This window comes from Mesorhizobium sp. Cs1299R1N3, assembly GCF_037179625.1.
In the GTDB taxonomy this organism is placed as follows: domain Bacteria; phylum Pseudomonadota; class Alphaproteobacteria; order Rhizobiales; family Rhizobiaceae; genus Mesorhizobium; species Mesorhizobium salmacidum.
Map to the genome: position 1 here is coordinate 298,051 of NZ_JAPYKQ010000004.1, position 22,866 is coordinate 320,916.

General features: G+C 63.3%; 23 protein-coding genes, 1 pseudogene and 1 riboswitch. Of the genes and pseudogenes, 18 read left to right on the forward strand and 6 right to left on the reverse strand.

Annotated features, from left to right (window positions below):
• The first annotated feature begins 15 nt into the window (after window positions 1-15).
• Window positions 16-768: a crotonase/enoyl-CoA hydratase family protein gene (locus O7B34_RS12565; protein WP_337146349.1), complete on the forward strand. Its 753-nt coding sequence runs from the start codon at window positions 16-18 to the stop codon at window positions 766-768.
• A gap of 11 nt (window positions 769-779) precedes the next feature.
• Here O7B34_RS12565 and pdxH read toward each other — a convergent pair whose 3' ends face one another.
• Window positions 780-1,397: a pyridoxamine 5'-phosphate oxidase gene (pdxH, locus tag O7B34_RS12570; RefSeq protein WP_140745707.1), complete on the reverse strand. Its 618-nt coding sequence runs from the start codon at window positions 1,395-1,397 to the stop codon at window positions 780-782.
• Window positions 1,398-1,437: 40 nt separating this feature from the next.
• On the opposite strand from pdxH, the gene O7B34_RS12575 reads away from it, so the two are divergent.
• From O7B34_RS12575 to O7B34_RS12590, 4 genes are all read left to right on the forward strand, one after another.
• Window positions 1,438-1,899, forward strand: a complete 462-nt coding sequence (locus tag O7B34_RS12575; protein ID WP_337146350.1) for an RT0821/Lpp0805 family surface protein — start codon at window positions 1,438-1,440, stop codon at window positions 1,897-1,899.
• 100 nt (window positions 1,900-1,999) lie between these two features.
• Entirely contained in the window at window positions 2,000-2,932 is a 933-nt protein-coding gene (locus tag O7B34_RS12580) for a J domain-containing protein (protein WP_337146351.1), read from the forward strand.
• 105 nt (window positions 2,933-3,037) lie between these two features.
• Window positions 3,038-3,856, forward strand: coding sequence for an enoyl-ACP reductase FabI (gene fabI, locus O7B34_RS12585; protein ID WP_015318818.1), 819 nt, complete (start codon window positions 3,038-3,040; stop codon window positions 3,854-3,856).
• A gap of 52 nt (window positions 3,857-3,908) precedes the next feature.
• Complete coding sequence (locus O7B34_RS12590; protein ID WP_337146352.1) at window positions 3,909-4,496, forward strand: histidine phosphatase family protein; 588 nt, start codon at window positions 3,909-3,911, stop codon at window positions 4,494-4,496.
• 122 nt (window positions 4,497-4,618) lie between these two features.
• Here the strand turns inward: O7B34_RS12590 and O7B34_RS12595 are convergent, their stop codons facing one another.
• On the reverse strand, window positions 4,619-4,882 hold the full coding sequence (locus O7B34_RS12595) for a DUF1344 domain-containing protein (RefSeq protein WP_023783490.1): 264 nt from the start codon (window positions 4,880-4,882) through the stop codon (window positions 4,619-4,621).
• Between the two features lie 183 nt (window positions 4,883-5,065).
• On the opposite strand from O7B34_RS12595, the gene aroC reads away from it, so the two are divergent.
• Window positions 5,066-6,166 carry a chorismate synthase gene (aroC, locus tag O7B34_RS12600; protein WP_337146353.1) on the forward strand — a complete coding sequence of 367 codons (1,101 nt, stop codon included), beginning with the start codon at window positions 5,066-5,068 and terminating at the stop codon, window positions 6,164-6,166.
• A gap of 108 nt (window positions 6,167-6,274) precedes the next feature.
• Window positions 6,275-7,375 (forward strand): 3,4-dihydroxy-2-butanone-4-phosphate synthase, encoded by a 1,101-nt coding sequence (gene ribB / locus O7B34_RS12605; RefSeq protein WP_027142339.1) that lies wholly within the window; start codon window positions 6,275-6,277, stop codon window positions 7,373-7,375.
• A gap of 19 nt (window positions 7,376-7,394) precedes the next feature.
• Here ribB and O7B34_RS12610 read toward each other — a convergent pair whose 3' ends face one another.
• Window positions 7,395-8,615: an MFS transporter gene (locus tag O7B34_RS12610; protein ID WP_337146354.1), complete on the reverse strand. Its 1,221-nt coding sequence runs from the start codon at window positions 8,613-8,615 to the stop codon at window positions 7,395-7,397.
• A 119-nt stretch (window positions 8,616-8,734) separates the two neighbouring features.
• Between O7B34_RS12610 and O7B34_RS12615 the strand changes: the two genes are divergently transcribed.
• Together O7B34_RS12615 and O7B34_RS12620 are read left to right on the forward strand one after the other, a co-directional pair.
• On the forward strand, window positions 8,735-9,343 hold the full coding sequence (locus O7B34_RS12615) for a TetR/AcrR family transcriptional regulator (protein WP_337146355.1): 609 nt from the start codon (window positions 8,735-8,737) through the stop codon (window positions 9,341-9,343).
• Between the two features lie 86 nt (window positions 9,344-9,429).
• The gene (locus O7B34_RS12620; RefSeq protein ID WP_027142342.1) at window positions 9,430-10,413 is read left to right on the forward strand and encodes a hypothetical protein; all 984 of its coding nucleotides are present in this window, start codon (window positions 9,430-9,432) and stop codon (window positions 10,411-10,413) included.
• Window positions 10,414-10,580: 167 nt separating this feature from the next.
• On the opposite strand, the pseudogene bluB reads toward O7B34_RS12620, so the two are convergent.
• Window positions 10,581-11,159 (reverse strand): annotated as a pseudogene (bluB, locus tag O7B34_RS12625) (5,6-dimethylbenzimidazole synthase); the annotation flags it as partial.
• Between the two features lie 82 nt (window positions 11,160-11,241).
• Window positions 11,242-11,422: riboswitch (cobalamin riboswitch) on the reverse strand.
• A 178-nt stretch (window positions 11,423-11,600) separates the two neighbouring features.
• Here bluB and O7B34_RS12630 point away from each other — a divergent pair.
• The 6 genes from O7B34_RS12630 to O7B34_RS12655 all read left to right on the forward strand — a co-directional run bounded on the left by O7B34_RS12630 (window position 11,601) and on the right by O7B34_RS12655 (window position 16,556).
• Window positions 11,601-12,527, forward strand: a complete 927-nt coding sequence (locus O7B34_RS12630) for a histone deacetylase family protein (protein ID WP_337146356.1) — start codon at window positions 11,601-11,603, stop codon at window positions 12,525-12,527.
• 3 nt (window positions 12,528-12,530) lie between these two features.
• Entirely contained in the window at window positions 12,531-12,782 is a 252-nt protein-coding gene (locus tag O7B34_RS12635) for an exodeoxyribonuclease VII small subunit (protein ID WP_337146423.1), read from the forward strand.
• A gap of 91 nt (window positions 12,783-12,873) precedes the next feature.
• Entirely contained in the window at window positions 12,874-13,140 is a 267-nt protein-coding gene (locus O7B34_RS12640; protein WP_027035955.1) for a DUF2277 domain-containing protein, read from the forward strand.
• A gap of 40 nt (window positions 13,141-13,180) precedes the next feature.
• On the forward strand, window positions 13,181-14,101 hold the full coding sequence (locus tag O7B34_RS12645) for a pirin family protein (RefSeq protein WP_337146357.1): 921 nt from the start codon (window positions 13,181-13,183) through the stop codon (window positions 14,099-14,101).
• A 75-nt stretch (window positions 14,102-14,176) separates the two neighbouring features.
• Window positions 14,177-16,114: a 1-deoxy-D-xylulose-5-phosphate synthase gene (gene dxs / locus O7B34_RS12650; protein ID WP_337146358.1), complete on the forward strand. Its 1,938-nt coding sequence runs from the start codon at window positions 14,177-14,179 to the stop codon at window positions 16,112-16,114.
• Between the two features lie 148 nt (window positions 16,115-16,262).
• Complete coding sequence (locus O7B34_RS12655; protein WP_337146359.1) at window positions 16,263-16,556, forward strand: hypothetical protein; 294 nt, start codon at window positions 16,263-16,265, stop codon at window positions 16,554-16,556.
• Here the strand turns inward: O7B34_RS12655 and O7B34_RS12660 are convergent.
• The gene (locus O7B34_RS12660; RefSeq protein ID WP_140716845.1) at window positions 16,553-16,954 is read right to left on the reverse strand and encodes a GFA family protein; all 402 of its coding nucleotides are present in this window, start codon (window positions 16,952-16,954) and stop codon (window positions 16,553-16,555) included. The genes O7B34_RS12655 and O7B34_RS12660 overlap by 4 nt on opposite strands.
• 172 nt (window positions 16,955-17,126) lie before the next feature.
• Between O7B34_RS12660 and O7B34_RS12665 the strand changes: the two genes are divergently transcribed.
• The 3 genes from O7B34_RS12665 to O7B34_RS12675 all read left to right on the forward strand — a co-directional run bounded on the left by O7B34_RS12665 (window position 17,127) and on the right by O7B34_RS12675 (window position 21,983).
• On the forward strand, window positions 17,127-17,891 hold the full coding sequence (locus tag O7B34_RS12665; RefSeq protein ID WP_337146360.1) for a TlyA family RNA methyltransferase: 765 nt from the start codon (window positions 17,127-17,129) through the stop codon (window positions 17,889-17,891).
• The gene (locus tag O7B34_RS12670; RefSeq protein WP_337146361.1) at window positions 17,888-19,129 is read left to right on the forward strand and encodes a class I SAM-dependent RNA methyltransferase; all 1,242 of its coding nucleotides are present in this window, start codon (window positions 17,888-17,890) and stop codon (window positions 19,127-19,129) included. The genes O7B34_RS12665 and O7B34_RS12670 overlap by 4 nt, the downstream gene beginning before the upstream one ends.
• A 157-nt stretch (window positions 19,130-19,286) precedes the next feature.
• The gene (locus tag O7B34_RS12675; protein ID WP_337146362.1) at window positions 19,287-21,983 is read left to right on the forward strand and encodes a caspase family protein; all 2,697 of its coding nucleotides are present in this window, start codon (window positions 19,287-19,289) and stop codon (window positions 21,981-21,983) included.
• Between the two features lie 147 nt (window positions 21,984-22,130).
• Here O7B34_RS12675 and O7B34_RS12680 read toward each other — a convergent pair whose 3' ends face one another.
• On the reverse strand, window positions 22,131-22,805 hold the full coding sequence (locus O7B34_RS12680; RefSeq protein ID WP_337141591.1) for a transglutaminase-like cysteine peptidase: 675 nt from the start codon (window positions 22,803-22,805) through the stop codon (window positions 22,131-22,133).
• Window positions 22,806-22,866 lie beyond the last annotated feature (61 nt).

The window sequence follows — 22,866 nt, forward strand, 5'->3', positions numbered from 1 at the left end:
CACAAGGAAAAGACCGTGACAGACCACATCCTCGTCGAGCGCCAGGGCGCCATCCAGCTCATCCGCATGAACCGCCCGGACAAGAAGAACGCCCTGACGCGCGCCATGTATGCCAAGATGTCGGCGGCCCTTGCCGAAGGCGACGCCGATCCGGCGGTCCGCGTTCATGTCTTTCTCGGTGTGCCCGGCGCCTTCTCATCCGGCAACGACCTTGCCGACTTCATGGTGGTGGCCACCGGCGGCGATGGTGGCACGGAAGTCTGGGATTTCCTGCTGGCGTTGGCCCGGGTCGAAAAACCCATCGTCTCTGGCGTCGACGGCATCGCGGTCGGCATCGGCACCACGATCAACCTGCATTGCGATCTGACCTTCGCCACGCCACGCACCGTGTTCCGCACGCCCTTCGTCGATCTCGGCCTCGTGCCGGAGGCTGGATCGAGCCTTTTGGCGCCGCGCATCCTGGGTCAGCAAGCTGCGTTTGCGCTGCTTGCCCTCGGCGAAGGCTTCTCGGCCGAGCGCGCGAAGGCCGCTGGACTGATCTACGAGGTGGTCGAGGAGGGCGCTCTGGAGGCCTCGGTCCTCTCGGCCGCCGGCCAGATCGCGGCCAAGCCCCCGCAGGCTCTCAAGATCGCGCGCGACCTGATGCGCGGCTCACGCGACGATCTGGTTGCCCGCATCGGAGTGGAGAGCGAGCATTTCCGTGAGCGGCTGAAATCCGACGAGGCGCGCGCGGCCCTCACGGCATTCATGACCAGGAAAAAGGGCTGAACCTTACCCTTTCAGGGATAAAGCCTCGTCTTGCTCCACCCACCATCGGCGTCGCGTGAGAAGACCACTCGGTCATGCAGCCGGAACGGCCTGTCGTGCCAGAATTCGATCGTCTTCGGCACGATGCGGAAGCCCGACCAGTGTTTGGGCCGTGGAATCTCGCCGATAGCGTAGCGCGCTGTGTATTCCGCGACGGCCTTTTCCAGGGCAAAGCGGCTTTCCAGCGGCCGCGACTGCTTCGAGGCCCAGGCGCCGATGCGGCTGCCGCGTGGCCGCGTCGCGTAATAGCTGTCGGCCTCGGCGTCGCTGACGATTTCCACCGGACCGCGAATGCGGACCTGGCGGCGCAGCGATTTCCAGTGGAAACACATCGCCGCCTTCATGCTGCCTAGAATCTCCTGGCCCTTGGCGCTTTCGAAATTCGTGTAGAACACAAAGCCGCTTTCATCGAACCCCTTGAGCAGCACCATCCGTACGTCCGGCATGCCCTCGGCATCGACGGTCGCCAGCGCCACGCCGTTGGCATCGTTGATTTCGCTCTTGGTGGCGTCGTCCAGCCATGCGGCAAAGAGGCGAAACGGCTCGGCCGCTTCGGTAAAGTCACTGGTTATTAACGCTGTGTCACTCATAGTTTTTCTCAAATTGTCACGAGATCAGGGAGGTTGCCGATTGTCGCGTATCGCGCAAGCTTTTGACAGCAGGCAATGGGGCGTTATCGCTTCAGCCAGCGCGAAAGCGGCGATCGTGGCAATCGCCCTGCCGCTTGCTGGCTGCGGTGCGGGCGGCTTCAGCCTGGACAAAGCCGAAGTCGACCGCTCGATCCTGACCAGCAGCACATCGGCTTCGGCCAAGCCGGCCGATTCGGATCGCGACTCGGACCAGACGACGATCGGCAATGCGGTATCCTCCGCCGACATCGAGCAACTCAGTGGCCAGGCCGTGCCTTGGGCGAATGCCGGCACCGGCTCGCGCGGCTCCATCACGGAACTGGCGGAATTGAACGACAGCGGCCAGACGTGCCGCCGCTTCAAGGCTTCGCGCGAGAGCTTTGACGGCGTTGCCATGTTCGAGGGCGAACTCTGTCTTGCCAGCGCCGGCGGCTGGCGCATGCAGGGCTTCAAGGCACTCTGATTTTCAGTCCTTGATATGACGCACCGCTACTGGAATTTCTTCCTATGCGAGCGCATATAGGGGGCAAGTATGGACTCACTCCTTTTCCAGGGCAGGAAGCATGCGCGACCCCTATGAGGTGCTGGGCGTTGCAAAGAACGCATCGGCCAAGGACATAAAATCGGCGTATCGGAAACTCGCCAAGAAACATCATCCGGACCAGAATCCGAATGATCCCAAGGCGAAGGACCGTTTTGCCGCGGCCAATCAGGCCTACGAGGTCATCGGCGACGAGAAGAACCGTGCCGCTTTCGATCGTGGCGAGATCGATGCCGATGGCAAGCCGCGTTTCCAGGGTTTTGAAGGTGCGGCCGGTGGTAGCGACCCCTTTGCCGGGTTTCGCCGCCAGCAACAGGGCGCCGGCGGCTCGCGATTCGAGTTTCGCTCGGGCCGCCCCGGCGGCGATCCGTTCGACGGCAACAGCGACATCTTCAGCCAGATTTTCGGCGATGCCTTTTCAGGCGCGCGCGGGCCAGGCGCAGGCGACCGCCGCCAGCCGGCGACATCAGCTGACCTGAACGTCACGCTCGACGTCACCATCGAGGAAGCTGCGAACGCCGAAAAGGTCACGGCGATGTTCCCGGATGGCCGCAAGGTGGCGGTCAAGCTGCCGGCCTATGTCGAGGATGGCCAGACCATCCGGTTGAAAGGCCAGGGCGAGCAGGGACCGGGTCAGCCCGGCGACGCACTGGTCAAGATCCACATCCGCCGCCATCCGCGCTACCGCATCGAGGGTCGCGACCTGCACGCCGATCTGCCGGTTTCGCTGGCCGATGCCGTGCTGGGCGCCAAGGTGCCGGTCGAGACGCCGACCGGCAGGCTCGCTGTCAACGTTCCCGCCTGGTCGAGTTCGGACAAGGTCCTGCGGCTCAAGGGCAGGGGCTTGCCCGAGAAAGCCGGCGGCCATGGCGACCTCTACGCCCATGTGCGTATCATGCTGCCGGAAGGCGGCGACAGCGCGCTGGAATCGCTGTTGCGCGGCCAAAAAGGCTGATCAAGAGCTTTTGTCCCCCGAACTGTCCGGTTTGAACGCTTGAAGGGGCTGTGTGCCTGTGCGATAGGCACTCCACAAAGCAGAAACCTTGCGGAGAGCGCTGACATGGCGGGTGGACAGGGCCTAATGGCCGGCAAGCGCGGCCTTATTCTTGGCGTCGCCAATAACAGGTCGATCGCCTATGGCATTGCCAAGGCCTGCGTCGATCACGGCGCCGAGATCGCACTGACCTATCAGGGCGAAGCCTTCAAGAAGCGCGTCGAGCCGCTGGCGGCGGAACTGGGCGCCTTTGTCGCCGGCCATTGCGACGTCACCGATCCCGCGAGCTTGGACGAGGTTTTCGCCAATGTCGCCAAGCACTGGGGCAAGCTCGACTTCCTCGTCCACGCCATCGCTTTTTCCGACAAGGACGAGCTGACCGGCCGCTATGTCGAGACGACGCGCGACAATTTCCTGCGCACCATGGACATTTCGGTCTATTCCTTCACCACCATCGCCAAGCGTGCCGAAGCGCTGATGACCGAGGGCGGGTCGCTGCTGACGCTGACCTATTACGGCGCCGAGAAGGTAATGCCGCACTATAACGTCATGGGCGTCGCCAAGGCGGCACTCGAGGCCAGCGTGCGTTACCTCGCGGTTGATCTCGGCGCCAAGAAGATCCGCGTCAACGCGATTTCCGCCGGCCCGATCAAGACGCTTGCCGCCTCCGGCATCGGCGATTTCCGCTACATCCTGAAGTGGAACGAATACAATTCGCCGCTGAAGCAGACAGTCACGCAGGAAGAAGTCGGCGATTCCGGCGTCTATTTCCTGTCCGACCTGTCGCGTGGCGTCACCGGCGAGGTGCACCATGTCGATTCCGGCTATCATGTCGTCGGCATGAAGGCGGTCGACGCGCCGGATATTTCGACGGTCAAGGATTAGTTCTCTCCGCCTATCCTCCGTCCAGGCCCTGGCCCGATCTCCGGAAGAGCTGATGTACCCGCTGGTTTATATCGTGCGCCACGGCCAGACCGCGTGGAACGCCGAGTTCCGGCTTCAGGGCCAGGCCGACACCGATCTCAATGCCCTCGGCCGCGAGCAGGCGACCAGAAACGGCCATCGGCTGGCCGAACTCATCGGCGATCCCAACGAGTTCGACTTCGTCGCGAGCCCGATGAGACGGACGCGCGAGACGATGGAACGCATCCGCGCCGCCATGAAGCTCGATCCGCTCGCCTATCGAACCGATGTCAGGCTCATTGAAGTCAATTTCGGCGATTGGCAGGGCTTTACATTTGCCGAGCTCGATACGCGTTCTCCCGGGGCAAGCAGGACGCGTGCTCGCGACAAATGGAATTTTCAGCCGCCGGGCGAAGGTGCCGAGAGCTACCAGATGCTGCTTGAGCGGGTGAAGCCATGGTTCGACGAGATCGACCGCAAGACGATCTGTGTCACGCATGGCGGTGTCATGCGCGCCCTGTTTCGCTTCGTGCTTGATAGGCCCGAGGACGAGGCCGCGAACCTGGAGATACCGCACGATCGCGTGCTCAAACTTGAAGGCAACAGCCTGGAGTGGCTTTAGGACGCTGGCAAAGGCCAATTCCTAATGCATGTCGCCCAAAAGTGACCCGGTTTTGGGGAAGACGACATGCACAAAACAAGACCTAAAGCGTGTCGCATGAATCCGTTTCGACGCGACGCGCTTTAGTTCGTGTCGCTGTCTCCCGGCAACTGCATGTCGGTGACGACGTTTTCGCCATCGGTCACATCGTAAGCGATGACGATGTCCATGCCTGGCTTCAGCGCGTCGAGATCGGTCTCGGCGTTCAGCTTGTAGGATTTGCCGTCATCAAGCGTCAGCGTCAACGCGTCCTTGTCGACCTTCTTGATCAGGCCTTCGGTCTGGCCGGCAAAGGCGGCGGTGGAAAGCAGCAGCGTGGCGGCAACAGCGCCAATCAGGGTACGCATCATCGTCCTCTTTGGTCATTGCGCCGGCCTGGGTGGCGGCGGATCCTCAACGGCGAATGGAGCAGAGCAGAAACCAACCGAATGTGTCAAAACTAAATCCGCCAGATCACAGTTTGACCACTGTGGAAAACGCCAATAGAAGGCTGGCTTCAGCCGGTTTCGATGCCGGGCAGGGCACTTTCCATGTCTCACAACACGTTTGGCCATCTTTTCCGCGTCACCACCTGGGGCGAGAGCCATGGCGCGGCGCTCGGCTGCGTCGTCGATGGCTGTCCGCCGGGTATCCGTTTCACGCGCGATGAAATCCAGGCCGAACTCGACAAGCGCCGACCCGGCCAATCGCGCTTCGTCACCCAACGCCGCGAGCCGGACGAAGTGAAGATCCTCTCAGGCTTCGTCCTCGACGAGGACGGCGCGACGATGATCACCACCGGCACGCCGGTGTCGATGTTGATCGAGAATGTCGATCAGCGCTCGAAGGACTATGGCGAGATCGCCCGCCAGTTCCGGCCGGGCCATGCCGACTACACCTACGAGGTCAAATACGGCGTACGGGACTATCGCGGTGGCGGCCGCTCTTCCGCGCGCGAGACCGCGGCCAGGGTCGCCGCCGGCGCGCTCGCCCGCAAGGTGGTGCCGGGCATGGTGGTGCGCGGCGCGCTGGTGTCGATGGGCGAAAAGTCGATCGACCGCGCCAACTGGAACTGGAATTTCATCGGCGATGCGGAAAATCCGTTCTTCACCCCGGACCCGGCTTCCGTTTCTGTTTTCACCCAGTATCTCGACGGCATCCGCAAGGCCGGCTCCTCGGTCGGCGCGGTGATCGAGATCGTCGCTGACGGTGTGCCTCCTGGCCTCGGCGCGCCGATTTACGCCAAGCTCGACCAGGACATTGCCTCCGGCCTGATGTCGATCAACGCCGTCAAGGGCGTCGAGATCGGCAACGGCTTCGAGGCCGCCCGCATCACCGGGGAACAGAATGCCGACGAGATGCGCATGGGCAATGATGGCAGGCCGGTGTTCCTGTCCAACAATGCCGGCGGCATACTCGGCGGCATCTCCACCGGCCAGGCGATCGTCGCGCGCTTTGCCGTGAAGCCGACGTCGTCGATCCTTACGCCGCGCAAATCGATCGACAAGGACGGCAACGACGTAGAGGTGATGACCAAGGGTCGCCACGACCCTTGCGTCGGCATCCGCGCCGTGCCGATCGGCGAGGCCATGGTTGCCTGCGCCATCGCCGACCACTATCTGCGGCACCGAGGACAGACAGGAAGGGGATAAGGAATAGGGGACTAAGCTTGGCTGCCACGCCGAAACGGCCAAATTTTCCTTTTCCCTACTCCGGCACTATCCTATTCCCCTACTCCCTGCGAGTGAAACGAGCGCTTTATGCCTTACGACCAGAAGAAAATCGTCGAAGCAATTCGGGCCTTCGAACGCGGCGAGATCGTCGTCGTCATGGACGATGACGGGCGTGAGAACGAGGGCGACCTGATTGTCGCCGCCGTCCACTGCACGCCGGAGAAGATGGCCTTCATCGTGCGCAACACGTCGGGCATCGTCTGTACACCGATGCCGCGCGAGGAGGCCAAGCGGCTGAACCTCGCGCCGATGGTGGCCGACAATGATTCGGCCCACACGACCGCCTTCACCGTCAGCGTCGACTTCAAGCATGGCACCACGACAGGCATTTCAGCCGACGACCGCACGCTGACCGTGCGCAACCTTGCCAACGGCAATGTCGGCGCCTCCGATTTCGTCCGCCCCGGCCACATCTTTCCGCTCATCGCGCGCGAAGGCGGCGTGTTGATGCGCTCGGGTCACACCGAGGCCGCGGTCGACCTCTGCAAGCTCGCCGGCCTGCCGCCGATCGGCGTGATCTCGGAACTGGTCAATGATGACGGCACCGTCAAGCGCGGCCCGCAGGTCGCGGCCTTCGCCGAGGAGCACGGTCTCAAGCAGGTATCGGTCGCCGACCTGATCGCTTACCGGCAGCGCAAGGAAACGCTGGTCGAGCGCGTCGCCTGCTCCGATATCGAGACGCTGGGTGGCAAGGCGCAGGTCTTCACCTACACGCTGCCCTGGGACACGATGCATCACGTCGCCATCGTCTTCGGCGATATCCGCGACGGCGAGGACGTCCCGGTGCGACTGCATTCGGAGGACGTCGTAACCGACGTGTTCGGCACCAGCCACCGCCTCGACGGCATCATGAAGGCGATGGGCGAGCGCAAGCGCGGCGTCATCGTCTATCTGCGCGAGGGCTCGGTCGGCGTCGCCCACCAGGAGCGCAACCGGCCGGCGCCGGGCGATCGCGAGGACCATGAAGAGGCGCGCCGGCGCGAGAGCGAATGGCGCGAGATCGGCCTTGGCGCGCAGATCCTGAAGGATCTCGGCATTTCCTCCATCAACCTGATCGCCTCGCGCGAACGCCATTATGTCGGTCTCGAAGGGTTTGGCATCCACATCGCCAAGACCGAGATTATCTGAGCTCAAGAAATCCTGGCTGTCACTCGGCCGGGATTGCCGCCTCGCATCCATCCAACTCGCATTCGTGGGTGGCGAGGCTGCGCTGGCCGAGCAGCACCGTGACCAGTGCGATAACGCCCGATGCCACCGAAACCCAGAACCCGTTCTGGGCGCCGAACGCATCCACCACCGCGCCGGCAGCGAACGAACCGAGCGCCATGCCGATGCCGATGTCGGTGGTCACCCAGGTGATGCCTTCGGTCAGCATCGTCTCAGGCACATGCCGTTCGATCAGGCCGAAGGCGGTGATGAAGGTCGGCGAGATCGCCACGCCGCTGATGAAGACAGTCAGCGCGAGCACGGGCACGGTGCTGGCGGTAAGCGGCAGCAGTGTGCCGAGCGCGACCAACGCGACCGCGATGGCGAGCTGGCGCTGCAGCGGTGCTTTCAGGTTGAGCGCGCCGATGATGATGCCGAGCACGAAGGAGCCCAGCGCATAGACGCCGATGACGAGACTTGCGGCGCCCGGCTGGCCGAGTTCCTTGGTGATCGCCACCGTGCTCACCTCCGTCGTCGCGAAAGTCGCGCCGATGAAGATCATGGCGAAGGTGATGATTTGAACCGGCCGCAGGCGGATAGCCGAGCCGGTTGAGCCATGGTCCACCGGTCGCACCTGCGGTTCGGTCGAACGCTGCAGGATGAAGGCTGTCGAGCCCAGGGCTAGGAACAGCGTGCTGACGAGCACGCCCGCTTCCGGGAACAGCGCGGCGCTGAGACCAACCGACAGCGATGCGCCGGCGATGTAGACCAGTTCATCCGCCGCCGACTCGAAGGCGAAGGCGGTGTTCATCTCGGGCCGGCCCCGGAAAATCTCGGTCCAGCGCGCGCGTACCATTGCCGGCATGCTTGGCATCGCCGCGGCCAGCAATGCCGACACGAATAGCGTCCATACCGGCCAGTCCTGATTGGCCGATGCGATCAGGGCCGCGAATGCGAGCACGGAGATGACCGTGGTGGGGACGACAACCCGCGTCTGGCCGAGGCGGTCGACCAACCTCGATATTTGCGGCGCCAGGAAAGCATTGGCCAAGGCGAATGTCGCCGAAACCGCACCCGCCAGCCAGTATTCGCCACGCGTCTGCGACAGCATCGCCACGATGCCGATCGGCGCCATGGCGATCGGCAGGCGCGCCATGAAGCCGGCGGCGGCAAAGCCCCTGGCGCCAGGAGCGCGAAAGATTTCCGAGTAGGGGTTTTGCATGATCCTGTTCCTCGACAAGGGGCGATTCTACAATTACATACGAGACGTATAAGTGTTAAATAGACCATACGTCGCGTATGTCAATTGGCATACGGAGCGTATGTAGATAAGGCCAGAGCATGCACCGACCCCGCAAGGAGATGATCGCCGAGACGCGTGCCAAGCTGATCGCCGCGGCGCGCCAAGCCTTTGGCACCATCGGTTATGCCGAAGCGTCGATGGACGATTTCACCGCGTCGGCCGGACTGACGCGCGGCGCCCTCTATCATCACTTCGGCGACAAGAAGGGACTGCTGCAGGCAGTCATCGCCGAAATCGACGCTGAAATGGCCGCGCGGGTGAATGAGGTCGCGTCGAGGGCGCCAACCCGCTGGCAGCATTTCGTCGACGAATGCACGACCTACATCGAAATGGCGCTGGAGCCGGAAATCCAGCGCATCATGTTCCGGGACGGTCCGGCCGTGCTGGGCGATCCGGCACAGTGGTCGAATGCCAATGCCTGCGTCGGTTCAATGACCGATCATCTGACCGCGCTGCAAGAGGAGGGGGTGGTCGTGGCGGGCCTCGATCCCGAGACGGCGGCGCGGCTGATCAACGGGGCGAGCAGTCAGGCCGCGCAGCGGATCGCCAACTCGAACGATCCCGAAGCGACGTCGAGGAAGGTGGTGGTCGCGTTCAAGCAATTGCTCGAAGGCCTGCTCGAGAAGCCGGAAGCGCGGCCAAACTGACCCGCAATCGGGCTCCGCCACCGCTCGCAATTGACAATAGACGGTTTGGGCGCATCCTCCACAGCCACCTCTGGGGGATTCGGGGCATGTGGGATTTCGATATCGGCAGGTCGGTGTCCATCATGATGCGGACCTGGCCTTTCATCGTCTTTCGCATGATCGTCTATTTCGGCATTACGCTGGCCTATATCATGGCCACCGGCACGGGTGCCTCGGTCGGCTATGGCGTCGGCCATATCTCCACCGATCCCGACGGGCCGTTGTCCTTTGCCATGTGGGGCGGGATTGTCGGTTTCGGCCTCGTCTCGATCGCTGTCTACTGGATCCGCGAATACATCCTCTACGTCGTCAAGGCAGGCCATATCGCCGTCATGGTGCATCTGATCGACGGCCACGACGTACCCGACGGCCAGAACCAGATCGCCTACGCGAAAGAGGTTGTGACCGAGCGTTTTGCCGAGGCGAACATCCTTTTCGTCGTCGACCAGCTGGTCAAGGGCGCCATCCGCGCCATCACCGGCCTGCTGGGCGGCATCGCGGCTTTCCTGCCCATTCCGGGCCTGAGCGGCCTGGTCTCGTTCCTCAACACGGTGATCCGCCTGTCGCTGACCTATGTCGACGAGATCATTCTCGGCTACAACATCCGCATCAATTCGTCCTCACCCTTCGAGACCGCGCGGCAAGGCGTTGTGCTCTACGCCCAGAACGGCAAGATCATGGTCAAGAACGCCGTCTGGCTGGCCGTGATCATGTGGGGGGTCTCCTTCGTCATCTTCCTGCTGATGCTGGCCCCGGCAGCCGCCATTCTTTACGTCATGCCCGGACAGCTCGCCGGTTGGGCCTTCGTTCTGGCCATCGTCTTTGCCTGGGCCTTTAAGGCGGCGTTCATCGAGCCGTTCGCCATCGCCTGCCTGATGCAGGTCTATTTCAAGACCATCGAGGGTCAGGTGCCCGATGCCGCTTGGGACGCCAGGCTGGCCGATGCCTCGTCGAAGTTCCGGGAACTCAAGCGCAAGGCGCTCTCCACCTTCGACGGTTCGCGCTGGGGCACGGCCGGCGCGACGCGCTGATCGGCGGGGTTTGCCGGCGCAGCGGCGACGGTGTTGAGGCGGGCCACCGTAGATTTGAGCGATGCTTCACCTTGCCCGCAAAAAGTCTCGCTCATGATCAGGTCGGGCAGCGGCAGCCGTCGGCCCCAGCCGTGCGTTTCGAGGTCCGGTTTTGGCGCGAACTCCGAGACACGGCCGACGCAGAGATAGGCGATCGGCGTCACGTGGTCGGGGATGGACAGTAGCCTTTTCAGCGCTTGCGCCTCGATGATGCTGACCCAGCCGACGCCGACTCCCTCGGCGCGTGCCGCCAGCCAGAAATTCTGCACCGCGCAGACCGTGCTGTAGAGATCCATTTCCGGATTGTGCCACCGTCCCAACGGCGAGCCTTTCGAGCGCTCACGGTCGCAGGTGATACAGATGTTCAATGCGCTTTCGCAGATGCCTTCGAGCTTGAGCTTGCGGTAGAGCGCCCGCCGGTCCGCCTCGATTGCCGGCAGTTCCTGTTCGCGCGCGGCAAGGAACAGGTCGCGCACCTGCGCCCGTCGCGCGGCATCGCGAATGACGATGAAATTCCAAGGCTGCATGAAGCCGACCGATGGCGCGTGATGGGCGGCAAGCAGCAGCCGCGCCAGCACCTCGTCGTCGATCGCTTCCGATGTAAAATGGCTGCGGACATCGCGCCGCGTGAACATGGCGCGGTAAACCGCGTCGCGCGCGATCTGATCAAATCCATCGCCCGTTGGAGCGGTCATAGCTTCCGGCATCGCTTGTCCCCTTGCGATTGCAGCAGATTCCGTGCGTCCAAGAGGGCGCACGTCGCTCTGATGCCATCCGCCTGACCATGCGGATGACGATGCCTGCCAGGCCGGTCTTCTGGCTCGGGATCAACCCGCGTCCGGTGCCTTCCCGTCATCGACAGTGGCATTTACCGGCGCGGTCCCCCTCACAGCGTTGGGCACGCCACGGTATCAAACCGTGTTCCCGATTCTCCCGCTAGAGCATTTGCAGCCAAGTGGAATCACTTGGCGTCGCGGAATGCGGCTAAAACAACCGTCCGGCAGGCACCAGGCAGTGGCGGCGACCTTACGCCGAAGGGCCGGCGACGCCAATCCCCGCAGCGACATGAATGGACGCAGGCGTGATTTTCCCCAGCGATCAAGCCGCAACGCATGGCCATCACGGCGCCGGGGCACTAGATAGGGGACATGGCCACTCGTCTCTACACGCACCCGATCTTCCTCGAACACATCACCCCGCCAGGTCACCCCGAGCGGCCCGACCGCTTGCGCGCCATCGAGCGCGTGCTCGACGACGAAGCTTTTGCCGTGCTTGACCGCGTCGAGGCACCGCAAGGCGACGAGGCCACCATCCTCTACGCGCATCCCGCCGATTTCGCCGCGCGCGTGCGCGCCGCCATTCCCGATGAAGGCCTCGCCCGCATCGACGCCGACACCACCGCCAGCCCGAAGAGCTGGCAGGCGGTGATCACGGCGATCGGCGCCGCCAATGCCGCCGTCGACGACGTCTTTGCGGGCCGCGCCGACAATGTCTTCGTCGCGGCCCGTCCGCCTGGCCATCATGCTGAAAAGAACACGGCCATGGGCTTCTGCTTCTTCAACACGGCGGCTATCGCTGCCCGCTATGCGCAGAAGAAGCATGGCGCCGAGCGTGTCGCCGTCGTCGATTGGGACGTGCACCACGGCAACGGCACGCAGGATATTTTCTGGGACGATCCCTCGGTGCTCTATTGCTCGACGCACCAGATGCCGCTCTATCCCGGCACCGGCGCGAAGAACGAGACCGGCGCCGGCAATATCGTCAACGCGCCGCTGGCGCCGCAGACCGGCAGCGAGGTGTTTCGCGATGCTTTCCTGTCGCGCGTGCTGCCGGCACTCGACAATTTCGCGCCCGACCTGATCATCATTTCGGCCGGCTTCGACGCCCACCATCGCGACCCGCTGGCGGAGATCAATCTGACCGAGGACGATTTCGACTGGGCGACCGGCCAGCTGATGCAGCGTGCCGCGCGCCATAGCGGCAACCGGCTCGTCAGCCTGCTCGAGGGCGGCTACGATCTGCAGGGATTGGCATTTTCGGTCGCCGCCCATGTCGGGCGACTGATGAAAGGATGAATGATGACTGCTGAGATCAACGAAGACGTCAAGGCGATGAGCTTCGAGCAGGCACTCGACGCGCTGGAGAAGATCGTCGATGATCTGGAACGTGGCGACGTGCCGCTCGACCAGTCGATCCGGATCTACGAGCGCGGCGAGGCGCTGAAGGTGCATTGCGACCGGTTGCTGAAGGCCGCCGAGGACAAGGTCGAGAAGATCAGGCTGTCGCGCGACGGCAAGCCGGTTGGAACCGAGCCGCTCGACGCGGAATAGGCCCGGAGCAGCCTTACCGACTTTTGGACACGATCATGATTGAGGATACAACTCGTCCCGATTGAAACGGACAAGAGGAGATACGGAAGCGATGTGCAGAAACATCAAGACCCTGTTCAATTTTGATCCGCCGGCAACCAATGACGAAGTCCGCGACGCGGCACTCCAGTTTGTCCGCAAGCTCAGCGGAACGACGCGACCGTCGAAACAGAACCAGCATGCGTTCGATCATGCGGTCGAAGCCATCGCGGCATCCGCGCGCGAATTGCTTGATTCCCTCGAAACCCACCAGCACCCGCGCAATCGCGAAGAGGTGGCGGCCAAACTGAGAGCAAAGGCGGCGATCCGGTTCGCCTGATATGTCCAAAGCGGCCACCGAGCGCTGATGAGGAGAGTTCATGAGCTTCTTCCCGGGGAAAGACCCTGAGGCCGGCGATGCCTTCGCCAGCGACCAGATCGAGCTGATGGTCATCCCCAACGCCAAGGATATTGGCGGCTTCGAGGTGCGCCGCGCCTTGCCCACCGCCAAGAGAAGGCTGGTCGGGCCGTTCATTTTCTTCGATCGCATGGGCCCCGCGATCATGCGCGCCGGCCAGGCGCTCGATGTCCGTCCGCACCCGCATATCGGCCTGTCGACAGTGACCTATCTGTTCGATGGCAAGATCAGGCATCGCGATTCGCTCGGCACCGAAATGGTGATCGAGCCCGGCGACGTGAACCTGATGACCGCGGGCCGCGGCATCGTCCACTCCGAGCGCACGCCGCAGGAATTGCGCGGCGCGCCGATGTCGATCTCCGGCCTGCAGACTTGGCTGGCTCTGCCGGATGGCAAGGAAGAGGTTGCACCGGTGTTCGAGAACACAGCGGCGCTGCGGCTTCAAGAGATCGATGCCGAAGGCGTCAGCGGCCGCGTCGTCATCGGTGACTTCCAGGGATTGCGGTCCCCGGTGCGGGCAGATTCCGACACGCTCTACGCCGATTTGCGGCTGGGGCCTGGTGCCAGCGTCAAAATCCCGGCCGATGCGGAAGAGCGCGCCATCTACACGCTGGAGGGCGAGGTCTCGATTTCAGGCGACGTCTTTCCGGCCGAACGGCTGCTGGTGTTCCGGCCCGGCGACGAGATCGTCATATCGTCGCAAACCGGTGCGCATTTCATGCTGTTCGGCGGCGCCTCGCTCGGTTCGAAGCGCTACATCTGGTGGAATTTCGTCTCTTCGTCCAAGGAGCGCATCGAGCAGGCCAAGCAGGAATGGAAGACCGGCCGCTTCGATATCGTTCCTGGCGATGAGAAAGAGTTCATTCCGCTACCGGAAGGCTGAGCGGCGCGGTGAGGGGCTGACCATCCGCGTCACCGACACGCATTTACTTTCGCCGGCCGGCGGCTTATCCCGCCGATGAAAAGAGAGTCTGGGCCCAACGTGAACGCAACGCCGCATACGCCGCTTCTCGACAAGGTTCGCGTCCCGGCCGACCTGCGCACGCTGGCCGAGAGCGAATTGCCGCAACTGGCGTCCGAGCTGCGCGCCGAACTGGTCGATGCTGTCTCCCACACCGGCGGCCACCTTGGTGCCGGCCTTGGCGTGGTCGAACTGACGGTGGCGCTGCATTATGTCTTCAACACACCCGATGACCGGCTGATCTGGGATGTCGGCCATCAGGCCTATCCGCACAAGATCCTGACCGGACGCCGGGACCGCATCCGCACCTTGCGTCAGGAAGGCGGCTTGTCGGGCTTCACCCGCCGGGCCGAGAGCGAGTATGACCCGTTCGGCGCCGCCCACTCCTCGACGTCGATATCGGCGGGTCTCGGCATGGCCGCCGCCCGCGACCTTTCGGGTGCCCGCAACAATGTCATTTCAGTCATCGGCGACGGCGCCATGTCGGCCGGCATGGCCTATGAGGCGATGAACAATGCGGGCGCGCTCGATGCCCGCCTCATCGTCATCCTCAACGACAACGACATGTCGATTGCGCCGCCGACCGGCGCCATGAGCGCCTATCTGGCGCGCCTGGCTTCCGGCAAGGCCTATATCGGCTTGCGCGACTTCGGCAAGAAACTGACCTCCTACCTCGGCAAGCGGGCCGATCGAGCCATCACCCGCGCGGTCGAGCATGCGCGCGGCTATGTCACCGGCGGCACTTTGTTCGAGGAACTCGGCTTCTATCACATCGGCCCGATCGACGGTCACAATCTGGAGCATCTGATCCCGGTCCTGAAAAATGTCCGCGACAACGGCAAGGGTCCGGTGCTGATCCATGTCGTCACCCAGAAGGGCAAGGGTTACGCGCCGGCGGAAGCGGCCGCGGACAAATACCATGGCGTCAACAAATTCGACGTCATCACCGGCGCGCAGGCCAAGGCGCCGGCCAACGCGCCGGCCTACACCAAGGTGTTCGCCGAAAGCCTGATCCAGGAGGGCCGCGATGACGACCGCATTGTCGCCGTCACCGCCGCCATGCCGAGCGGCACCGGCCTCGATCTGTTCGGCGAGGTGTTCCCGTCGAGGACCTTCGATGTCGGCATCGCCGAGCAGCATGCGGTGACCTTCGCCGCCGGCCTGGCGACGGAGGGCTACAAGCCCTTCGCGGCGATCTATTCGACGTTCCTGCAGCGCGCCTACGATCAGGTCGTCCATGATGTCGCGATCCAGAAACTGCCGGTGCGTTTCCCTATCGATCGCGCCGGCTTCGTCGGCGCCGATGGAGCCACCCATTGCGGCGCGTTCGACACCACCTTCCTGGCAAGCCTGCCGGGCTTTGTCGTGATGGCCGCCGCCGACGAAGCGGAGTTGCGCCACATGGTGCGCACCGCCGCCAGCTATGACGATGGGCCGATCGCCTTCCGCTATCCGCGCGGCAACGGGGTCGGCGTGGACATGCCCGAGCGCGGCTCGGTTCTCGAGATCGGCAAAGGCCGCATCGTCCGGGAAGGCAGCAAGGTTGCCCTGCTGTCCTTCGGCACGCGCTTGCAGGATTGCCTCATCGCCGCAGAGGAACTCGGCGCGGCCGGGCTTTCCACCACCGTTGCCGACGCCCGCTTCGCCAAGCCGCTCGACCAGGATTTGATCCGCCGGCTGGCCCGCTCGCATGAGGTGCTGGTGACGGTGGAGGAGGGCGCTATTGGAGGCTTCGCCAGCCATGTACTGCAGTTCCTTGCCCATGAAGGACTGCTGGAAAATGGCCTGAAGGTACGCCCGCTGGTACTGCCGGACGCCTTCACCGACCACGCCAAGCCGGAGAAGATGTATGCCGACGCCGGCCTCGACGCCGCCGGGATCGTGCGCACTGTTTTCACGGCCCTCGGCCATACGGTCCGCGCCCAGCGCGCCTGAATCAAAACCTGAACAGCTTGGATCAGTTTGCCGGCTTTATTTTGTAACGCGTTGTTAACGCTGCCGTTTGGCGTTTCGCTTACTGTGTCCCTTGGCCGTTTTTCAACGGCACCCTGCTAGACCGGCGTCAGGCAGGGAGACAACAACAATGAAGACGCTTCTGTGCGGCGCGGCCTTCTTGGCCGTGACGGTCTTGCCGGCCGCGGCCGAAACACCCTACGACCGCAATCTTGAAAAGGCGGCGCTAGGCATTGTGGCCGGCAAGATTGGCGATATTCGCGGCGGCTTTTCCTACAAGCAGGTGCCGCAGCTTGTGGTGCTGCCGGACCCCGCACCTCCGTCCGCTGTTGTGACCAAGCATCCAGGTGAACAGGCGTCGGGGAACCGGGACGATGGTCTGTCTCCCGCTGTCGAGCGCCAGGTTTTACGGACCATCTTTTAAAACCACATGTCGCGCACACAGCGGCCATCGCGGGGCAGATCGTCGTAAGTGTCGAGGCCATCGAAATGGTCGATCGGCAAGTCGGCGACGGCTTCGGGTGGTGCCAGCCGCACATTGACTGCGATCCGTATTCGGCCAGAATCGCTGGCGCGCAAGCCGCGCCATGCCAGCACGCAGGCGCATATCGGGCAGAACAGGATTTCAAGCGACGGCGTGTCCTTTCCGGCGCGCGTATAGCTGGCCGTCCGCCCTGAAACGCGAATACGTTCGTTGACATAATCATAGGCCCAGAGCGCGCCATAGCGGCGGCAAAGCGTGCAGTTGCAGGCCGTCACCGGGCCGGGATCGCCTTCCAGGGTCCAGTGGGCCGCGCCACAGTGGCAGGTTCCCATCAGCATTCGTCCTCCGTGTTGCGACAACAGGGGGTCCTCCTCGACTAATATTCTGCCGGACCAGATGCGATGCGCGCAAGCCGCGGCTTGGCTCGCTGCACCAGCCGCCCTCGCACGACGTCACCTTGTTCGGTGTAATGTTCTTGCCTTCACCGCAGGCTTTCGTCAGAGAAGGCCGATGAATTCGCCTCTGCCAGCCAGCACACGCCAGCGGCTCGACGACCTGCTCGTCCACCGCGGGCTGTTTGCCAGCCGCTCGCGTGCCCGCGACGCGGTCGAGCGCGGCACGGTGACGGTTGACGGCGCCATTGCCCGCAAGCCCGGTCAGAACGTTTCGCCGCAATGCCTTGTTGTCATCGATGATCCGGCGCAAGGCTATGTCTCGCGCGCGGCGCTCAAACTTATCGGTGGACTGGACCATTTCGGCCTCGACCCCGCTGGCCGCGAAGCCCTCGACATCGGCGCCTCGACAGGCGGGTTCACCCAAGTATTGCTCGAACGCGGCGCCTCCCATGTCACGGCAATCGATGTCGGGCACGGCCAGATGCATCCTGATGTCGGCGCTGATCCGCGCGTAACCGTGATCGAAGGCCTGAACGCGCGCGATCTCACGGCCGCCGATCTTGCCGGTCGCAGTCCGGATTTCATCGTTGCCGACGTCAGTTTCATCTCGCTGAAACTTGCGCTGCCGCCGGCGCTTGCTCTTGCCAAGTCCGGTGCCGGCGCGGTCTTTCTGGTCAAACCGCAATTCGAGGCGGGCCGCGAGGCGATCGGCAAAGGGGGTCTGTTGAAGGATCCTTTCGATGCCGCCCGTGTCGCGGGCCTGCTGCAGGATTGGCTGGATGCCGTTCCCGGCTGGCGTTCGCTCGGCCTGCATCTGTCGCCGATCGAAGGTGGCGACGGCAATCGCGAATTCCTGCTCGGTGGGGTCAAGGACCGATGAGCGCACGCTTCACAATACGAAAGCTCGGATCGCAGGGCGACGGTATCGCCGAAACCGAAAGCGGCGATCTGTTCATTCCCTTCACGCTGCCGGGCGAGACCGTCACCGCCGCGCGCGAAAGGGATCGTGCGGCGCTGATGGCGGTGGTGGAGGCCTCGCCGCTGCGCATCGAACCCGCCTGCCGCCACTTCACCGAATGCGGCGGTTGTGCCCTCCAGCATCTGGAAGCCGAAGCCTACCGACAGTGGAAGCGTGAAAAGGTGGTGCACGCATTGAAGGGCAAGGGCATCGAGTGCGAAATCGGAGAGTTGGTCGCCTGCGCACCGCAGTCGCGCCGCCGTGTGGTGCTTGCCGCCCGGCGCACCGAAACAGGCATGTTGCTCGGCTTCAATCGCCATCTGTCGCCGGAGATCATCTCCATATCCGAATGCCCGATCTCACTGCCCGAGATCGTCGCGGCATTCGGCCAGCTGAGGGCGCTGGCCGAATTGATATGCGCCACCACCAAATCATTCCGGATGGCGGTCACCGTTACGGGTTCCGGCCTCGAGATCGCGGTGCATGAATCCGGCAAGCTCGGCGAACACCAGCGCCGTATCGCCTCCAATTTTGTCATTGCACAGGGCTTTGCCAGACTGTCCATCGATGACGAGATCGTCATCGAGCCAAGGAAGCCGGTCGTCATGTTCGGCAGCGTCGCGGTGGCGCTGCCGCCGGGCGCCTTCCTGCAGGCGACCGAGGCAGCCGAACAGACCATGGCCGAGATCGTCGGCGGACATCTGAAACGTGCAAAAAAGGTCGCCGACCTTTTTGCCGGCTGCGGCAGCTTCGCCTTGCGGTTGGCCGCGACGTCGGAAGTGCACGCGGTCGAAGGCGATGCGGCCGCACTTTCGGCGCTCGACCGGGGATCCCGCTTCGCGACAGGCATCAAGCGGGTGACGGGCGAGCGTCGCGACCTGTTTCGCCGGCCACTGACGTTCAAGGAGTTGAACGCCTTCGACGGCTTGGTCTTCGATCCGCCGCGCGCCGGTGCCGAGGACCAGTCGAAGCAGATCGCCCGCTCGGATGTTCCATTCATTGCCGCGGTGTCCTGCAACCCGGTAACGCTGGCTCGCGACCTGCGCATCCTCATCGACGGCGGCTACACCTTGAAAAGCGTGACGCCGATCGACCAGTTCCTGTGGTCGCCCCATGTCGAAGCGGTTGCGCTGCTGGGGAAGCCGAAGCGGCGGCGGTAGTTCGCGACCGCCGGTTCGCAGGAAATTTCTGAAGCCTCTGTTCTTTCGACGAAATTGCGCCCTAAAGCCGCCTTTGTGCGGGCTTCTAATTTCGCATCTTTGGGAAACATTTCGGCCTATTCGTCGTTACTAATATGAATCGATGGCGATAGCGGACATGCAGACGCTTCAGAAATTCGTCGGCCTCATCGTCGCTCTTATCTTTTTCGCGGTCAGCTCCGCGACCGGAGCCCTCGCGCAAGGTGAAAAGCGCTTGGCGTTCGTCATCGGCAATGGCGCGTATCAGTCCGGCGAGCTCGCGACCGCCGCCAATGATGCGGGCCTGATCGCGCAGACCTTGCAGGCGGCGGGGTTCGATGTGGTGGGGGCGCGCGATGTCGATCAGGAATCGCTGCGCGGCGCATTGCGTGATTTCCTCGGCAAGGTCTCCGCCGCCGGTCCCGACGCGATTGTCTTCGTCTATCTCGCCGGCCACGGCGTGCAGTTCGAAGGCGAGAATTACTACCTGCCGATCGATGCCCAGATTGCCAGTCCAGCCGACGTGCCGCTTCAGGCGATGCGGCTCTCCGATGTCACCAAGTCGCTGGCCGGATTGCCGACGAAGGTCAACATCGTCGTGCTCGACGCGGCGCGGCCAAATCCCTTCCCGAAGTGGAAAGAGCCGCTGGCCGGCGGCCTTGCGTTGGTCGATCCCGATCCGAACATGCTGATCGCCTTCAACGCCGCTCCCGGAACGGTCGCGCCCGAAGGCAAAGGCCCCTACGGCGCCTATGCCCAGGCGCTGGCCGAGATGATACGCGAAGGCGGATTGTCGCTTGACGACGTGTTCGACCGCACACGACTGCGCGTCAACGAGGTGACGCAAGGTGCGGAAGTGCCGTGGAACGCCTCGAAAATCACCACGCCGTTCGTCTTCTTCGACCGTGCCGCGGACGCGCCCGCACCCAGGGTTTCGGAGGCCGAATCCCGGTCCAATCGGACCAGGGCGATCCGCGACTTCAACGCTCATGACGCCTATGTCGCGGCTCTCGACCGCGACACGATGCGCGGCTACGAGGATTTCCTCGGCGCTTATCCACACGATCCGATGGCCAAGCGCGTGCGCGCCATCATCGCCGCGCGGCGCGAGGCGATGACGTGGCGCGAGACCTGGCTGCAGGACACGCCGGAAGCCTATTGGTCTTATTTGCGGCGCTATCCGCATGGTCCGCATGCTTGGGACGCGCGCCGGCGGCTCGAACATTTCGATGCGGCCCTGGAGCCGCCGGAGGAATTCACCGTCTATGAGTATGATTTGCCGCCGCCGCCGGAGGAGGAAATCGTCTACGTCGACAGGCCGGTGCTCTATTTCGACGATCCCGATTTCGACTTCGAGCCGCCACCGCCGATCGCGGTGATCTTCCTGCCGCCGCCGCCGCCGGATTTCGTCGTGCTGGTGGCGCCGCCGCCGCCGGTCGACGTCTTCGTCCTGCCAACGCCGGTGTTCGTGCCGATACCTGCGTTCATCAACCCGCCGCGTCACATCGTGCCGCCGCCGAACGACATCATCTTCAACAACATCCACAACACGACCGTCATCAACAACATCAACACGACGATCAAAAACGAGACCATCAATCACAATGCTCAGGGTGGCCTCACTACAGGCCAGAACACGGCCGGAGGCACGGTTGGGGCCGGCTCGGCTGCACTGGCGGCCAGGGTCGCGCTGCCGCCGCTGCTGAAAAAGAGAGCGGCCATGTCCGGTCAGGCCCTGTCCAATCAGGCCCCGTCCAATCAGCAACAGGGTGGCTTGCCGCAGAAGCCTGGCCAGCGTGTGATACAGGGCCAGCAGCCTGGTGCCGCGACTCCGCTGTCGAAGAACTTGTCGACCGGCAAGCTTGAAACCGACCACGCACTGCCAGGAGCCAACGGTAAAAAGCTGCCGCTCGTCAACGGCAAGCCGGCGCTGAACGGCGAGAATTTGCCCAGCAATAAGTCCAGGAAGCAGCTTGGCAAGCAAGGCATCGTAGGCGGCAACCAAGAGGCGACCGGAAATGCCGGTGCTGCTGTTACCGGAGAGCAGGGCACGGCTCAGCAGGGCAAGAAGTTCCGCAAGCTGCCGACCGTCAACGGTGCTCCGGCCGAGAACGGGCTGAGTGCCGAGGAGAGGTTCAGGAAAAACAATCCGAACGCCTTCTCGGACCAGAACACCGGCAAACCGAAAAAGCTGATGCGCAGGGACTTGTCCGCCGGTCAGTCCGCTGTCGAACCCAACGATCAGGGCCTGGCCAGTGGAAAGGACAAGGGCAGGAAGTTGCGCAAGGTGCCGACCGTCAACGGTGCGCCGGCCGAAAATCGGCCTGGCGTGCAGGAGCGGCTCAGGAAGAACAATCCGGAGGTGTTCTCCAAGCAGGATCAAGGCCCGGCCAGCGGAAACGACAAGAGCAGGAAGTTCCGCAGACTGCCGACCGTCAACGGTGAGCCAACCGACAACGGATCGGGCGTGCAGAAACGGTTCAGGAGGAACAATCCGGCCGTGTTCTCCGACGAGAATCAGGGCTCCGCCGGCAGGAACGACAGGGGCAGGACGTTGCGCCGGCTGCAGAACAGCGAACAGGGCGCCGCCGGCCCGGAGGTTAACGTCCAGCGCAACTTCAAGATCAGGCCGAACGAGAATGCGCAGCGTCAGTTGAAACCGGAAAGGCCTAACGAGCAGGTGCTCCGGCCGCAGAGATCGGAGCCGAAGCCGGAATTCCGCGCGCAGCCGAGACAGCAGATGCAAGAGCGGCGTCTCCCGCAGGAGCAGCCGCCACAGCAGCTTAAGAAGAAGCCGTCTTGCGGACAGCAGGGCGAACCGGCCTGCAACCAGTAAGCTGTCGCGGCCGGGGTCACCTTCCCGTTCGCCGGGCGCACATCCCGCCCGTGACCTTGCGAGAGAGGGTATCGCTGGTTTGTGGCGCGTCAGCCCGTCAAAGGCGGTTCGCTCCGGCCGCTCAAACTACGAGCTTGGCGGCATCCGTCAGGTTTTTGGCGTGCCGCCTCGCTGGTTGAGCGAAACCCAGATGTTCGGGTTCTGTTGCGATTGGCGTTTCAGGAAATAATAGCCGGTTGCATTCCAGGGGCGGATTTCGTCGACCATATTGTCCAGGATGAGATCGCCCTTGTCGGTCTTCACCGTCAGGATGGTGTGACCCTCATTGTTCAGGTCGCGCACCACCGTCATCAGCAGCGCCTGCCGGGGAAATCCCGCCTCCCGAAGAAGCTTGCGCTTGTAGAGCGCGTAGATCTTGCAGTCGCCCTTGCCGTCCACCGGATAGTCCCAGTGGTCCATCGTCGTGCCCCAGTGATCGTAGTTGCTGACGGGCTTGATGGAGCGGTTCGCCTTTTGGTTTATCCGTTTGAGGATGCTCAGGTTCTGCGCTGTCAGCTTGACGCTCGTGGCGGGCAGGGCCGGCACCTTGCACTCTTTCGGCCGGCGATGGCAGAAATCGACCCAACCGTACGGAACGCTGGTGCGTCCCCCGACCGCGACTGAGTTTGCACCGGCCGCGGGTTGCGTCGATGTTCGCTTGAACCATGTCGACTGCGCAGCCGCCGGGCTGACACAGAGCGACGAAATACCAACCAACGAAACGACGCCAAAGAGGAACGAAGAGGTCAGGACGTGAGGGAAACGCAGCACTGCCAACACCACCGCAACGAGAAGACTGGCGACAAGCTAAAGCGCAAACGCCAGTTCGGGCAATTGAACAATT